The organism is Pseudomonas sp. P4_B3 (genome assembly GCF_056402295.1).
The window spans coordinates 125847-143118 of the sequence record NZ_JBFUHR010000020.1 but is presented as its reverse complement, the minus strand read 5'-3'; the positions used below and the strand labels follow the sequence as shown (position 1 = coordinate 143118).

The window sequence follows — 17272 nt, the reverse complement described above, 5'->3', positions numbered from 1 at the left end:
AAAGTTGTTTCACATCTTTAACAAAAGAGCTAAGAACATTCTGGAGCGTAGCTAAGAAATTTTTTTCATAACGGGTATGCCAAAAAAAACTTATGCGCCCTGCAAAATCCAGCACATTGTTCAATTCGAAAGCCCTTGTTTTATGGGCTCTAGGGCGCTCATCGGGGTTTGAGGAAAGTTCCAATCCACTTATCGACATAGAGCGGAGAAGTGCTGGAAGGGAGGGATGCGAGCGATCTGGTGGCGACGGTTTTTTGTCACTTGACTGATTCGAGATTGTTACGCATCGCTCACAGGCAACGTTGTTGCGCACAGGGATCCGATGCCATTGATTGCAGAGGGCTTTCCCTAAAATCGTAAACAGCGCCGTGAGCGACTGGCTGGGCGAGATCGTTGCCGGGGCCGCGGCTTACTCAAGTAAACCGGCACCCGCAACACGATTCGCCAGACAACCCGCTTGAGCCATGCGCACGTTCTTCGCACAAACAAGCTGCCGACAGCGGTTGGCAGCGGAGGAAGTGCACATGGCTACGCTCATCGGTATCGTCAGTAAGGTCATCGGCCAGGTGTTCGCGGTTGCGAGCGACGGCACCCGGCGTGCTTTGGTCGAGGGGGACCGGCTGTTTGCCGGCGACCAACTGAGCACCGGCGCAGAAGGCGCGGTGGCGGTGCATCTGCAAAATGGCCAGGAACTGACCCTCGGGCGCGGCAGCAGCATGCAGATGACGCCGCAGTTGCTCGCCAATCAGATTCCCCATGTGGACTCGTCTGAGGCGGTGACGCCGAGCGAAGCGCAGCTGACGGATGTCGCACAACTGCAAAAAGCCATTACGGCTGGCGATGACCCGACCCAAACCGCTGAAGCCACCGCTGCCGGGCCTGCCACGACTACCGGTGTACCGGGCGGAGTCCAGGGCAGTGGTCATGGTTTCGTCCTGCTCGAAGAAGTGGGCGGGCGAGTCGATCCGATCATCGGCTTCCCCACTGCCGGTTTCAATGGAATTCCTGAACTTCCCGAAGAACGCCTGAACGCCAATCCAGACAATAACGTCGTAGCGGACGATGCTCCTGTGGTGCCGCCGGTGGTTGCGCAAGTGCCGAACAATCCGGTCACCTTCGACGGCCTGTCGGAGCAGAACGGCGAGCGGACCGTCAATGAAGCCAACCTGGCCGACGGTTCGGCGAGGAACGCAGACTCGCTGACGCGAAGCGGCACCTTTACCATCAATGCGCCAGACGGGCTGACCAGCCTTAGCATCGGCGCGATCAACTTGATTATCGGCGGCGTCGCGGCAGGTTTCCCGCAGTCGATCACCTCCCCGCTGGGCAGCACGCTGACCGTCACCAGTTACAACCCGGCCACGGGCGTGGTCAGTTACAGCTACACCCTCAACCGTGCCGAATCCCACGCAAGCGGCGAGGGTGCCAATAGTCTTGTCGAACACGTCACCGTGGTGGCCAGCGACAGCAATGGCGACAGCATTACCGGTACGCTGGATATCAGCATCATCGACGACGTGCCCAAAGCAGTCGATGACAATAATGGCACCGCCTCGGAAACCCTGCTGACCCTCAACGGCAACGTGTTGACCAACGACGTGCAAGGCGCCGACCGCGTGACGCTCGGAGAAAACACCGGCCCCATCACTCCCGGGACCTTCGCCGGGACTTACGGCACCCTGGTGCTCAACGCCAACGGCACTTACACCTACACGCTGAACACCAGCGATGCCGACTTCATAGCCCTGCACGGCGGTGGCAGTGCGACGGAGACCTTCAGCTACACCCTCACCGATGCGGACGGCGACAGCAGCACCGCCAACCTGGTGCTGCAGATCCACAACAACGATGATTCGGTGACGGTTGGCGGTTTGAACGTTGGGGGCGGCGAACTCACCGTCTTCGAGAAAAACCTCAGCGACGGCAGCGCACCGGATGCCACGGTGTTGACCCAGAACGGCACCTTTACGGTCACCGCCCTCGACGGCGTAACGACCCTGATCGTCGGCGGTATCGCCGTGGTCACAGGCGGTGTGGCCGCCGGCTTTCCACAATCTATCACCACGCCACTGGGCAGCACCCTGACCATCACCGGGTTCAATGCCGCGACCGGGGTGATCAGCTACAGCTACACCCTCAACGATAACGAAGCCCACCCAACCGCCAATGGCGCCAACACTTTGCCTGAGCAGTTCGCCGTGACCGTGGTCGACGACAACGGCACCACTGCGACCGGCAGCCTCGACGTGAACATCGTCGACGACCTGCCCAATGGCGTGGACGATAGCAACGCCAGTACCGCCTCGGAAACCCTGCTGACCCTCAACGGCAACGTGTTGACCAACGACGTGCAAGGTGCTGACCGGGTAGCGGTCGGAGAAAATGCCGGCCCCATCACCCCCGGCACTTTCACCGGCACCTACGGCACTTTGGTACTGAATGCCAACGGCACCTACACCTACACCCTCAACACCAGCGATGCCGACTTCAAGGCGTTGCACGGCGGTGGCAATGGCACCGAAACCTTCACCTATACGCTGACGGACGCCGACGGTGACAGCAGCACCGCCAACCTGGTGCTGCAGATCCACAACAACGATGACCCGATCACGATTGGCGGTTTGAGCGCTCAGGGTGGTGAGCTCACCGTCTTCGAGAAAAACCTCAGCGACGGCAGCGCACCGGATGCCACCGCACTGACCCAGAGCGGCACCTTCACCGTGGTCGCCCTCGATGGTGTCACGAGCCTGAGCGTGGGCGGTATCGCCGTGGTCAGCGGTGGTGTGGCCGCCGGCTTGCCGCAATCGATCACCACGCCACTGGGCAGCACCCTGACCATCACCGGGTTCAATGCCGCGACCGGGGTGATCAGCTACAGCTACACACTCAACGATAACGAAGCCCACCCAACCGCCAATGGCGCCAACACTTTGCCTGAGCAGTTCGCCGTGACCGTGGTCGACGACAACGGCACCACTGCGACCGGCAGCCTCGACGTGAACATCGTCGACGACCTGCCCAATGGCGTGGACGACAGCAATGCTTCAACGGCTTCGGAAACCCTGCTGACCCTCAACGGCAACGTGATGACCAACGACGTGCAAGGCGCCGACCGGGTAACGGTGGGTGAAAACGCCGGACCGATCACCCCCGGCACCTTCGCCGGGACTTACGGCACCCTGGTGCTGAATGCCAACGGCACTTACACCTACACCCTCAACACCAGCGATGCCGACTTCAAGGCCTTGCACGGTGGCGGCAGTGCGACGGAGAGCTTCACCTATACGTTGATGGACGCCGACGGCGACATCAGCACCGCCAATCTGGTACTGCAGATCCACAACAACGATGATCCGGTGGTCCTCAACGGCCTCAACGTGTATGGCGGTGAGCTGACGGTTTACGAAAAAAACCTCGGCGACGGCAGCAGCCCGGACGCACCGGCTCTGACCCAGAGCGGCACCTTCACCGTGACCGCGCTGGACGGCGTCACGAGCCTGGCCGTCGGCGGTATTGCCGTGGTCACCGGCGGTGTGGCCGCCGGCTTCCCGCAGTCGATCACCACACCACTGGGCAGCACCCTGACCATCACCGGGTTCAACGCCGCGACCGGTGTCGTGAGCTACAGCTACACCCTGAATGACAACGAAGCGCACCCGACGGCCAACGGCGCCAACACCCTGCCTGAGCAGTTCGCCGTGACCGTGGTCGACGACAACGGCACCACCACGACCGATTCACTGGACGTCAACATCGTCGACGACCTGCCAAAAGCCGTGTACGACAGCAATGCTTCAACGGCCTCGGAAACCCTGCTGACCCTCAATGGCAACGTGCTGAGCAACGACGTGCAAGGCGCCGACCGGGTAACCGTGGGTGAAAACGCCGGCCCGATCACCCCCGGCACCTTCACCGGCACCTACGGCACCCTGGTACTCAATGCCAACGGCACTTACACCTACACCCTCAACACCAGCGATGCCGACTTCAAGGCGTTGCACGGCGGCGGCAACGGCACCGAAACCTTCACCTACACCCTCACCGACTCTGACGGCGACAGCAGCACGGCCAACCTGGTGCTGAACGTCTACAACAACGACGATCCGGTGGTCCTCAACGGCCTCAACGTGTATGGCGGTGAGCTGACGGTTTATGAAAAAAATCTCGGCGATGGCAGCAGCCCCAACACGTCGGCACTGACCCAGAGCGGGACTTTCACGGTGGCCGCGCTCGATGGCCTGCAAACCCTGACCGTCGGCGGCATTGCCGTGGTCAGCGGTGGTGTGGCCGCGGGCTTCCCGCAATCGACCACCACACCACTGGGCAGCACGCTGACCATCACCGGGTTCAATGCCGCGACCGGAGTGATCAGCTACAGCTACACCCTCAACGATAACGAACCCCACCCAACCGCCGACGGCGCCAACAGCCTCACCGAGAACTTCAACGTCGTAGCCACCGATACCGATGGCGACAGTGCGACCGGGCAGATCAACGTCAATATCGTCGACGACCTGCCAAAAGCCGTGTACGACAGCAATGCTTCAACGGCCTCGGAAACCCTGCTGACCCTCAACGGCAACGTGTTGATCAACGACGTGCAAGGCGCCGATCGGGTAGCGCTCGGAGAAAACGCCGGCCCCATCACCCCCGGCACTTTCACCGGCACCTACGGCACCCTGGTGCTGAATGCCAACGGCACCTACACCTACACCCTCAACACCAGCGATGCGGATTTCATAGCCCTGCATGGCGGTGGCAACGGCACCGAAACCTTCAGCTACACCCTCACCGATGCAGACGGCGACAGCAGCACGGCGAACCTGGTGCTGCAGATCCACAACAACGATGACTCGATCACGATTGGCGGTTTGAATGTTGAGGGTGGCGAACTCACTGTATTCGAGAAAAATCTCAGCGACGGCAGCAGCCCAGACGCACCAGCCTTGACCCAGAACGGCACCTTTACCGTCACCGCGCTGGACGGCGTCACGACCCTGACCGTCGGTGGTATCGCCGTGGTCACCGGTGGCGTGGCCGCCGCCTTCCCGCAATCGATCACCACCCCGCTGGGCAGCACCCTGACCATCACCGGGTTCAATGCCGCCACTGGCGTGATCAGCTACAGCTACACCCTCAACGATAACGAAGCGCACCCGACTGGCAACGACGCCAACATCCTGCCTGAGCAGTTCGCCGTAACCGTGGTCGACAACAACGGCACCACCGCGACCGATTCACTGGACGTCAACATCGTCGACGACCTGCCAAAAGCCGTGTACGACAGCAACGCCAGTACCGCTTCGGAAACCCTGCTGACCCTCAACGGCAACGTGCTGAGCAACGACGTGCAAGGCGCTGACCGGGTAGTGGTCGGAGAAAACGCCGGCCCGATCACCCCCGGTACGTTCACCGGTACCTACGGCACCCTGGTACTCAACGCCAATGGCACTTACACCTACACCCTCAACACCAGCGATGCCGATTTCAAAGCCTTGCATGGCGGCGGCGACGGCAGCGAAACTTTCACCTACACCATCACCGACTCCGACGGCGACAGCACCACCGCCAACCTGGTGCTCAACGTCTACAACAACGACAATCCGGTGACCCTCAACGGCCTCAACGTGTATGGCGGTGAGCTGACGGTTTATGAAAAAAATCTCGGCGACGGCAGCAGCCCGGACGTACCAGCCCTGACCCAGAACGGCACCTTCACCGTCACCGCCCTGGACGGCGTCACGAGCCTGACCGTCGGCGGTATCGCCGTGGTCACCGGTGGTGTGGCCACCGGCTTCCCGCAGTCGATCAGCACACCACTGGGCAGCACCCTGACCATCACCGGGTTCAATGCGGCGACCGGTGTCGTGAGCTACAGCTACACCCTCAATGATAACGAAGCGCACCCGACGGCCAACGGCGCCAACACCCTGCCTGAGCAGTTCGCCGTGACCGTGGTCGACGACAACGGCACCACCGCGACCGGTTCGCTGGACGTGAACATTGTCGACGACCTGCCAAAAGGCGCGTACGACAGCAATGCTTCAACGGCTTCGGAAACCCTGCTGACCCTCAACGGCAACGTACTGAGCAACGACGTGCAAGGCGCCGACCGGGTGACGCTCGGAGAAAACGCCGGACCGATCACTCCCGGCACTTTCACCGGCACCTACGGCACCCTCGTGCTGAATGCCAACGGCACTTACACCTACACCCTCAACACCAGCGATGCGGATTTCAAAGCCCTGCATGGCGGCGGCGACGGCAGCGAAACTTTCACCTACACCATCACCGACTCCGACGGCGACAGCACCACCGCCAACCTGGTGCTCAACGTCTACAACAACGACAATCCGGTGACCCTCAACGGCCTCAACGTGTATGGCGGCGAGCTGACGGTTTACGAAAAAAACCTCAGCGACGGCAGCAGCCCCAACACGTCGGCCCTGACCCAAAGTGGCACCTTCACCGTCACCGCACTCGATGGCGTGACAACCCTGACTGTCGGCGGCATTGCCGTGGTCACCGGTGGCGTGGTCGCCGGCTTCCCGCAATCGATCAGCACCCCGCTGGGCAGCACCCTGACCATCACCGGGTTCAACGCCGCCACTGGCGTGGTCAGCTACAGCTACACCCTGGTGGATAACGAAGCGCACCCAACCGCCAACGGCGCCAACACTTTGCCTGAGCAGTTCGCCGTCACCGTGGTCGATGACAACGGCACCACTGCTACCGGCAGCCTCGACGTGAGCATCGTCGACGACCTGCCCAATGGCGTGTACGACAGCAATGCTTCAACGGCCTCGGAAACCCTGCTGACCCTCAACGGCAACGTGCTGACCAATGACGTGCAAGGCGCTGACCGGGTAACCGTGGGCGAAAACGCCGGCCCGATCACCCCTGGCACCTTCACCGGTACCTACGGCACCCTGGTACTCAACGCCAACGGCACTTACACCTACACCCTCAACACCAGCGATGCCGACTTCAAGGCGTTGCACGGCGGCGGCAACGGCAGCGAAACCTTCACCTATACCCTCACCGATGCGGACGGCGACAGCAGCACCGCCAACCTGGTGCTCAACGTCTACAACAAAGACGACCAGGTGACCCTCAACGGCCTCGACGTGAATGGCGGCGAGCTGACGGTCTACGAGAAAAACCTCAGCGACGGCAGCAGCCCCAACACCTCGGCACTGTCCCAGAGCGGGACCTTCACGGTGACCGCGCTCGATGGCCTGCAAACCCTGACCGTCGGCAGCATCACTGTCGTCAGCGGTGGTGTGGTCGCAGGCTTCCCGCTGACGGCCGTCACGCCACTGGGCAGCACGCTGACCATCACCGGCTTCAACTCTGCGACCGGGTTGATCAGCTACAGCTACACCCTCAACGACAACGAAGCCCATCCAACGGCCAACGGCGCCAACAGCCTCACCGAGAACTTCAACGTCGTCGCTACCGATACCGATGGCGACCCGGCGACCGGGCAGATCAACGTCAACATCATCGATGACTTGCCGAGCGCCCAACCTGACTCGTCGTCGGTGACGGAGGGCGCAACGGTCAACATCAGTGTGCTGGGCAACGACGTCAGCGGTGCCGATGGTCCGGCGACGGTGGTCGGCGTGCGCGCCGGTAGCAATACCTCGACGTCGGCCATTGGCGGGTTGGGTAACCAGATCAATGGCACCTATGGCTACCTGACCCTCGATGCCAACGGCAACGCGGTGTATCACAGCAACCCGGGTTCGGTCGGCGATGCGGGGGCGACCGATACGTTCACCTATACCGTGCGCGACTCCGATGGCGATGAAAGCACCACCACCATCACCATCGACGTGGCCAACAGCATCATCAAGGCCAACCCCGACAGCGATGTGACGGTCTATGAAAAAGCCCTCGACCTGAGCCAGGACGGGCAGGACCTGGCCGCCGCTACGGTCACCGGCAGCGACCCGGGCAACACGGGCGAAACCGCGTCCGGGACCCTGGTCGGTTCGGTCTCGGGTGGCAGCGGCGCGCTCACCTACATCCTGGTCGGCAGCGCCACCGGCACCTACGGGCAGATCCTGCTCAACCCCAACGGCAGCTACACCTACACCCTCACCTCGGCGCCGAAAACCTCGCCGAATGCCAACGACGGGCCGAACAGCCTGAGTGAAAGCTTCACCTACAAAGCCACCGATGCATTGGGCAACAGCAGCACCAGCACCATCGTGGTCAACATTGTCGATGACGTGCCCAAGGCGGTGGCAACGGATCGCTCGGTGGCGGCGGTGGAGATCGATTCCAACCTGCTGATCGTGCTCGACGTCTCCGGCAGCATGGCCGACCCTTCCGGCGTGTCGGGCCTGTCGCGGCTGGATCTGGCCAAGCAGGCCATCAGTGCCTTGCTGGATAAATACGACGACCTCGGCGATGTGAAAGTGCAGCTTGTCACCTTCAGCAGCAGCGCCACCGACATGACCTCGGTGTGGGTCGATGTCGCGACGGCCAAGACACTGCTGGGCGGCCTCAGCGCGAACGGCAATACCAACTACGACGCGGCCGTGGCGACCATGCAGACCGCGTTCAACACCTCGGGCAAACTCACCGGTGCGCAAAACGTCGGCTACTTCTTCTCCGACGGCAAGCCCACCACCGGCCAGGAAATCGGCACCGCCGACGAGACCGCGCTGAAAGCCTTCCTCGATGCCAACGACATCAAGAACTACGCGATCGGCCTGGGCAGCGGCGTCAGCAACGCCAACCTCAATCCACTGGCCTATGACGGCAGCAGCCACACCGACACCGATGCAGTGGTGGTGACCGATCTCAACCAGCTCAACTCGGTGCTGTCTGGCACCGTGATCGGCGCACCGGTCACCGGTTCGCTGCTGGGCGAGGGCGGTACCTTCGGCGCCGATGGCGGCTTCATCAAAACCGTCACGGTGGACGGCACCACGTACAGCTACGATCCGAGCGGCAACAGCAATCAGGGTTCGCTGAACTTCAGTGGCGGGCTCAACCACGGCACGTTCAACACCGTGGACAACACGTTGAGCATTGCCACCAACAACAGCGGTACCTTGCAGATCAATCTCGACACCGGTGAATACGCCTACATTTCGCAGAAAACCACGTCGGTGTTGATCACCGAAAACATCGCATTCACCGCCAGCGACAACGACGGCGACCTCGCCAGCGCCACCCTGACGATCAAAGTCATACCGAACGCACCGCCAGTGGCCGCCGATGATAACGTCATCACCAACGTGCTCTCGGGCACCGTCGTGGTGCCGGGCGAACTATTGCTGGCCAACGACACCGATCCCAACGGCGATCAACTCTCGGCGACACCGACCTCCTTCAACACCGGCTGGATAGTGAAGGGCGCGGACTTCACCGGCACCGGCGCGATCAACTTCGCCGACACCAACAACAACCCCGCCAACCAGAGTCTGGCCGACGTGCGCAATGCCTTTGCGGCCAACGCGGCAACCATGACGGCGCTGCTGGTGATCAGTGGCTATCTCGACAAAGCGAACAGCTCCAATGGCAACAATGAAGACCTCATCACGGTCAATCTGAAACAAGGCGAGACGCTCAACCTCGATCACAACCTGGCAACCGGGCACGTCACGATGGAGTATTCGCTCAACGGTGGGGCGTTCGTCAGCATCGTCGATGGCGGCACCATCACTGCAAGCGCGGATGGCACTTACCAGATCCACATGACCAACATCACCGACCCCGGTAACGGCAATACGAATGCGGCGGAAAACTATCAGCTGACCATGACCGTCAACTACGCCGGGGCTCACGACATCACCCCGGACTACCACGGCACCTACACCGCCAACGACAACCACGGCGGCAGCGACTCGGCCAACCTGACCATCAGCTATCAGGACGGCCACACCCTCACCGGCACCAGCGGGGATGACGTACTGGTGGCAGGCACGGGCAACAACATCATCAATGCCGGCGACGGCAACGATGTGCTCACTGCCGGCTCCGGCAACAACGAGCTGCATGGCGGCGCCGGCAATGATCTGCTCTTCAGCGGTTCGGGCAATGACATCCTCGATGGCGGTACGGGCATCGACACGGCCAGTTACTCCCACGCCAGCGCCGGAGTGACGGTCGACCTCAGCCTGCTCGCTGCGCAAAACACCCTTGGCGCGGGCACGGACACCCTGACCGGTATCGAAAACCTCACCGGGTCGAACTTCAACGACACCCTGACCGGTGACAACAACGGCAACGTGATCAACGGCGGCCTGGGCCACGACATCCTCAACGGCGGGGGCGGCGATGACTGGCTGATCGGCGGCCTGGGCAACAATACCCTGACCGGCGGAACGGGGGCCGATGCCTTCCAGTGGCTCAAGGGCAACAGTGGCCATGACGTGATCACCGACTTCACCCCCGGCACCGACAAGCTCGACCTGTCGCAACTGCTGCAAGGGGAGAACGGCACCGCCGCTTCGCTGGATGACTACCTGCACTTCACCGTCACCGGCAGCGGGCCGTCGACGGTGACCAGCATCGACGTCAGCGCCATGGCCGGTGCCGCGCCGAACCAGACCATCGACCTGGCTGGCGTCAACCTCGCCAGCCACTACGGTGTAACGCCGGGGGCGGGTGGAGTGATCGCGGGCGGGCATGACACGGCGACCATCATCAACGGCATGCTCAACGATCATTCGTTGAAGGTGGATACCGTGTGATCTGAAAACCCACTAAAGAACCCGCCATCCCTGCGAAGGGATGGCGGGTTCTTTGTCTGTGCCAGAAGTGAAAGTCCGACCAATGGTAGAAAGAACTGTAATTTCTGACAGTAGCCAGTCCTTCTTCGCTGCCTTTAAATCAAGTCTCGCCCCATGAGTAAACAGGTGAGCATTCCTTAAACACTCATGTGTGCCAGAGCATCTCGATGCCCTGCTTTGGCACGCGCATACCGGGTTTGTCAAACAGGCGCCAAGTCTTCGTGGATAGGACTTGAGTCGACACGTGGGCAGAACGTCCGATTACTGGAAGGAACTGCGAAATGACCATTGTTGAAAAAACCAACACGCTGAAAACCAGTTCACTGCGCAGCAGGAAAAAGCCTCGCGTCCCTGGACCGGCAGATTACGTTCCACCCGCAGTGGAATCACCTGTGTTGCTGGGGCCGACAGATGATGACCCGGGTAATCAGGTCCATACCCAGGACCAAGGCCTTGCGGTGAGTCTGACATTTGCAAACCTGTCCGCTGGCGGCATTCCGAACAACACTCGGGTGAGGGTACAAGCAAAGTGGGATGACACCCTGATAGGGAACATAGTCGAGGGCACTACTCCTTTGGCTCCCGACTGGGCAGATGATAAAAGGCTGGTGATTCCAGCAGGCAAGACAGACGAACCGGGCGATCACCAGGTTAGATACAGGGTGACGTATGGCTTGAACGGCAAGGATTCTGATCCGATAACCATTCATGTCGATAAAGACGCGCCCACACTGAGCGAGGCAGTCACCTATCCAGATGAAATTAAAAACGACGGGTTTACCCATGAGTATTTCGAGGATGTCTCGCCCCATGCGTTATTGAGTTACAAGGATACATATACCGGCGCCAAGACAGATGATTTGTTTGAGTTCTGGATGGGAGAGATAGGTTCGGACGGGAAGCCTACTGCTGATTCGACGCTCATTGAAACGGTGAAGCTCGTTTCGCCCAGACAAGCGCTGGAAACCAAAAAACTTACAAGGGCATTGATTACGATAGACGAAGGGACAATCGATTTGTTCGCATACGTAACGGATCGTAAAGGCAATCGAAGCTTGGCATCGCCACCCGTTACAGTTCCCATTTCAATGATTCCCATGCCCAAGAATCTGAAACTGGACATAGTACTGGAAAATGGTGATGTGACTGATCGGGTGATTTTGTTCCGGGATACGCAAGTACCTGTACATGGCAAACATGAGTTTCTGAACTGGAGAGCTGGTGACAAGTTGCGGAGACAGATCGCTAATCAATCTGCAAGGGTTCTCGAAATCAATAGCGCTCCGCCATTCGTTGATGAATTCACTTACAGAGAGCTTCTGGATGACGGGAATCTGGATCTTAAAGATCTTGAATATAAGTACCAGATTCAACGTGGCAACAAGCTGATCCCTGCTACGCCAATCTCGAAAATATTGAAAGTGCATTTGGATAAACCAGGTGAGCAACCGGATAATCCCGATAATCCTGGATTGCCGGGTTCTCCAGATCCGAAGTTGAATATTGTCAATGTGAAAGGGGTAAACCCTAGGTCGAATTATCTTAATGCGCACGATAAGCTCTTGGGGGCAAAGGTACGCATGTTGATTTATAAGGGGCATAAAAAATACGATGAGATTCAATTTCATTACCACGGTGCGCCTGTTCCAACAGTCTTGACGCTGGATGGCACTGAGACAGATGATAAAATTTTGGAAGGTGATATTCCTCCGGATTACGTTGCTGACGGGGGGAACAACAAAAAAATGCGTGTTGGGTACACTGTTTATCATCCGGATGTCAATGAAACGGAATCTGTTGCAGCAGACCAGCATGTCGATGTCTATGTCGATGAGATTCTTATGCCTCAACCCGGTTTCAAAGTAACCGGTGATCCTGGGAACGGTGACGGTGAAACGGTGTATTGCGATTCTTTGGTGCGTGATCCAGATACGAACAAGATTGCAGTCGAGGTCGTATTTGCTCCGGAAGCAAAATTTGCAGACAAGAAAATTTCATTTTCCATCCAGGGATATGAAAACGTAGTCGACACCGGAAACAACAAGCCAGGTAATACGATAGAGGGGGCGTGGGCCAGCGTAGATAAAACACCCACTGCTGCCGAGGCAGCGGCTGGTTTTAGTGTGTTCTTTGAACATACTGTCTTCCAGACGATTTTCAACGGTTGGTGCGAACTGATGTGTGCGTCAATCCAGGACGGATACTACACGCGCTCCGAACCCTTACAGTTCCGCGTCACCATGGACCATGGTGATGGTTCGTATTGCGAACTCCCCCCTCCCTTGACCAAATAATCTGGAGGCGCTCAGGCGCCTCCATTTTTTTCAAGCGTTTTTATTGTGCGATGGACTGGATTGGGAGTGGCGGATTTGTCTGGTGCGCTTAGAGATTAATCCTACATTTTTCCGTAGAACGAGTCGGTATCGTCTGCCGCCTTCGTAGTCCTCTAGGTGTCATTGTTCAGTGAGGGCGCAATGATAGAAAGGATATGAATCCATGGCGATCCGCACAGCAGCAAACCCGACTTTCACCTTACGATCCATTGGAACGCTGGCGTTGATGCCAGCTTTTTTTTTGAGCTCATCCGCTGCTTTTGCAGCGGTCATCGTCGATAACGGCAGCACGCTGGATATCGATCCGACAAGCGCGCCTGTACCTATCGACTATTCGGTGCGTAATAACAGTGTCCTCAATGTGAACGGTGCCACGACGCAAAGCATCACGATTCAACGTGGCTCGACGCTCAATATCAACGGCGGCACCATCAACGGCAATGCCGGTGGCGACGGAGTAACCATCAACGGTAGCCGGGGGGCTATCAATCAGGCGACGGTGACCGCTGATGGCATCGCACTGTTGGTCAACCGGGAGCCCGACTCGACCCAGGGTTCGGTGGTGACCGCCGCAAACAGCCACTTCAGTGGCGCCATCTCCGGTGCCGCCGTAACGAGCTTCAGCACCCTTGACCTGATCAATAGCACCGTCACTGGGACGGATACAGACAGCTTCGGCCTGATCGTAGCGGGCGGTTCCGTTCGCGCAACCGCCAATACGCAAATCAGCGGTGATGCCGCCGGTATCCGGTTTGAATCGGACTTCCCCGTAGGCACCGCGTCGTTGGTGCTGGACGGCTCGAGTGTAGTGGGCCGCAGCGGGCCGGCGTTGGAGGTGGACGGTGGTGTCGACGCCACGATCGAGGTGTTGAACGGCTCCACGTTGGCGGGCGGCAACGGCAATCTGCTGGAAGTGCTGGGCGCATCCACGGCCGCCATGAGAGTGGCTGGCAGCGTCTTGCAAGGTAACGTGCAAGTCACCGACAACAGCACCGCCAACCTGACGTTCGATCAAGGCCGGATGACCGGCGATGTAGTGGTCGAAAACGGTTCCAACGCCAATGTCACCCTGCAAAACGGCTCGCAGTTCACCGGTCGCCTGGATAACGTCACGGGCGTCACGCTCAGTCAATCGAACTGGACCATGACCGGTAATGACACCGTTGGCACCCTGACCATGGAGGGTGGCCGGGTTGACTTCGGTGATGCCGCGGGCGCATTCCGTCAACTGAACATTGGCACCCTCGAGGGCAGTGGCACGTTTGCCATGAAGGGCGATTTTGCGACCGGAACCGGTGATTTTCTCAATGTGACCGGCGCAGCCAATGGTCAATTCGGGCTGGAAGTCGCGGCTTCGGGCACAGATGCGGTGGCCATGAAGCAACTGGCACTGGTGCGCACCGCCAGCGGCGATGCGCAGTTTTCGCTGATCGGCGGCCGGGTGGATCTGGGCACCTGGTCCTACGATCTGTCTAGCGCCGTCGATGGCAACGGCGGAACAGAGTGGTTCCTCGACCCCACCACGAAAACGGTCAGCCCTGGTGCCCAGACGGCGTTGGCGCTGTTCCGCACCGCGTCGACCATTTCCTATGGCGAGCTGAAATCACTCGAAAACCGCATGGGTGATTTGCAATCGGACGGCAATTTGCATGGCGTTTGGGTACGGCCCTACGGCAACAAGTACAACGTCGGCGAGGGAGCGGGCGTGGCCTACCAACAGCGGCAACAGGGCGTTTCCCTGGGCGCCGATACACGTCTGGGCAACGGTCCCTGGAGTGTCGGGGTGCTGGCCGGTTACAGCCAGTCGGACATTGATCTCAAAGGCGGAAGCAGCGCAACGGTTGATAGTTTTTACGCCGGTCCATACGTTGGCTGGCAGGATCCGGACAACGGTTACTACGTCGATGGCGCGCTGAAGTTCAACCATTTCCGCAACGACTCAAAAGTCCGTTTGAGCGACGGAACCCGTGCCAAAGGCGATTACAGCAACTCGGCTGTCAGCGCGCTGGTGGAAGTCGGCCGCAACATCCGGCTGGCGGATGACTGGCGGGTCAAACCTTCCGCCCAATTGTCGGCGGCGGTCATCGAGGGCGCGAGTTTTGACCTCGACAATGGCATGGACGCCGACGGCGACCGGACGCGTTCATTGCGTGCCAAGTTGGGTGTCGCTGCCGGTCGTGACTTCAACATGGCCGGCGGCACCGTCGTGCAGCCATACGGGCGTGTCGCGATGGTTCATGAGTTTGCCAACAACGACAACGTGCATGTCAACGGCAACGAGCTCAACAGCGATTTGTCGGGCAGCGGTTTTGAAGTGGGTGGTGGCGTGTCGGTTTCCATCGCGTCCAATGTACGGGTGAGTGCAGACCTCGACTACGGTAAGGGGGAAAATTACGAGCAGCCATGGTCAGTGACACTGGGGGTGAGTTACGGATTTTAATGGCTTGGTCCTGGGGGATGAAAAAAACCGCGTTAAGCGGTTTTTTTCGTTTGGCAGGTACTACTGAGGAAAAACCTGTGGGGTAATCAGGTAACTACCCTGATCGTTTAGTGGTATACCCGCCTTCGAGGATAGGCTGGCCGTGAGAGTCCTTGACGCTTTCAATGACGGGTTTGAGGTCTTACTCCTTGATGGTAATCGACCACGTATTGGACTCGGCATTGTCACCATAGTCTGCCATTGCACTAAATCGATAAGTGGTTCCGTTGCCCAGGTTCTGAACAAGTCTGGCCCATTTACCATTATCGTCGGTCGGTTCCGGCCTCGGGTCGGTGTCATCATTGATCTTCAGCTTGATCGCCTCTGACGGGGCCGCATCACCCCTGACAACTACATAGTTGTATGGGGTGCTACCGTTGTCCGCGATCAGGCCGTCCGAATCGTACACTTTGGTATTGCGCGGCTTGACGATGGATTCCACTTTGAAGGTGCGCGGTGGCGTGGAAATCTCGCCATCGCCATACAGCGCCTCGACGGTCAGGCTGTAGGCATCCGGTGTCACATCCAATTCAATTTCCCAGAACCCGTCGATATCCCGGGCGGTCGCCGTTGCGCCGTCGATTCTCACATCGTTATTGCACAACTGAACCTCTTCACCGGGCCGGGCATGGCCACTGACGGTCACCTTGTCCTCGTAGGTCGTGCCGCCCTCGTCGATTGTTCCCTTGGAGTCTTTGACCTCGTCCAGGCTCAGCTTGACGTCCTGCGCCACGGTAAAGGTGCGGGGCGTGTCGGAGATCTCGCCATCGCCATACAGAGCCTCGACGGTCAGGCTGTAGGCATTGGGGGTCACATCCAGCTCGATTTCCCAGAACCCGTCGATAGCACTGGCAGTCGCCGTTGCGCCGTCGATTCGCGCATCGTCATTGCGTAGCTGAACTTTTTCGCCAGGCCTGGCATAGCCGCTGACGGTTACCTTGTCGTCGAAGGTCTCGCCGCCTTCGGCAATGCTGCCATTGGAATCAACGACATCATCGAGACTCAAGACCACATCAAATACGACCTTGAAGGCGAACACACCGGATTCTTTACCATTGGCTGCCTTGATCTTGATGCTGTAGGCGTCAGCCGTGAGCCCATCAAGGGTGAGATTGAACAGCCCGTCACCATTAACAGTGGCTTTCTTGTCCGTGGATGTGTTGCCGTTGAACGCTTCGACTTCCATATTGGGAGGTGCGTAGCCGGAGAATTCCAGTGAGTCGCCGTTGTAGGTATCGCCATTTTCAATCTGGCCATCCTTGCCAATGACTTTGTCGATGATCGGCGTCTCAGTCGCCAGGACGATAACGTACGATGTGGAGTAGTCTTGAGGCGGGAATTTCTCGATAGCGGTAAAGCGGTAGCGCTTGAAGTCCGGCAGTGCGGACGATTTGATCCAGGCTCCTGAACCACCGCTGGTCACGTCAGTGATTCTGGTCACGCCATCGCGAATCCAGAGCTCCGTCGTTGCGCTGGCCGTACCCTTGAAGGTCAGGGTGTTGTCAAAAGTTATGGTGTTTCTACCAACGGGATTACCGCTGCTATCCAGGATTTGATCGAAGGTTACTGTCGCGGTTGTTTCACTCTGTTCGTCCGGCGAGAGTATCGGGGTATTTGGTGGTTTAGCGGTCATGATGATGACTCCGAGCATTGAAAGGTGAGGGTGCCGGAGTGATTTAAAACCTGGTCTGATAGCTTGCCTACTGTCA

The 17272-nt window shown here is 58.9% G+C and carries 4 protein-coding genes; 3 read left to right on the top strand and 1 reads right to left on the bottom strand.

All coding sequences use genetic code 11. From position 1 onward, the window contains the following. Nucleotides 1-524 precede the first annotated feature (524 nt). From AC1DWG_RS22900 to AC1DWG_RS22890, 3 genes are all read left to right on the top strand, one after another. Entirely contained in the window at nt 525-10712 is a 10188-nt protein-coding gene (locus AC1DWG_RS22900; RefSeq protein WP_477788387.1) for a retention module-containing protein, read from the top strand. Nucleotides 10713-11032: 320 nt separating this feature from the next. Then, a complete protein-coding gene (locus AC1DWG_RS22895; protein ID WP_477762559.1) occupies nt 11033-13045 on the top strand; it encodes a hypothetical protein in 2013 nt (670 codons plus the stop codon). A 265-nt stretch (nt 13046-13310) separates the two neighbouring features. Then, nucleotides 13311-15524, top strand: a complete 2214-nt coding sequence (locus AC1DWG_RS22890; RefSeq protein WP_477762558.1) for an autotransporter outer membrane beta-barrel domain-containing protein — start codon at nt 13311-13313, stop codon at nt 15522-15524. 181 nt (nt 15525-15705) lie between these two features. On the opposite strand, the gene AC1DWG_RS22885 is transcribed toward AC1DWG_RS22890, so the two are convergent. Then, on the bottom strand, nt 15706-17196 hold the full coding sequence (locus AC1DWG_RS22885; protein ID WP_477762557.1) for a carboxypeptidase regulatory-like domain-containing protein: 1491 nt from the start codon (nt 17194-17196) through the stop codon (nt 15706-15708). Nucleotides 17197-17272 lie beyond the last annotated feature (76 nt).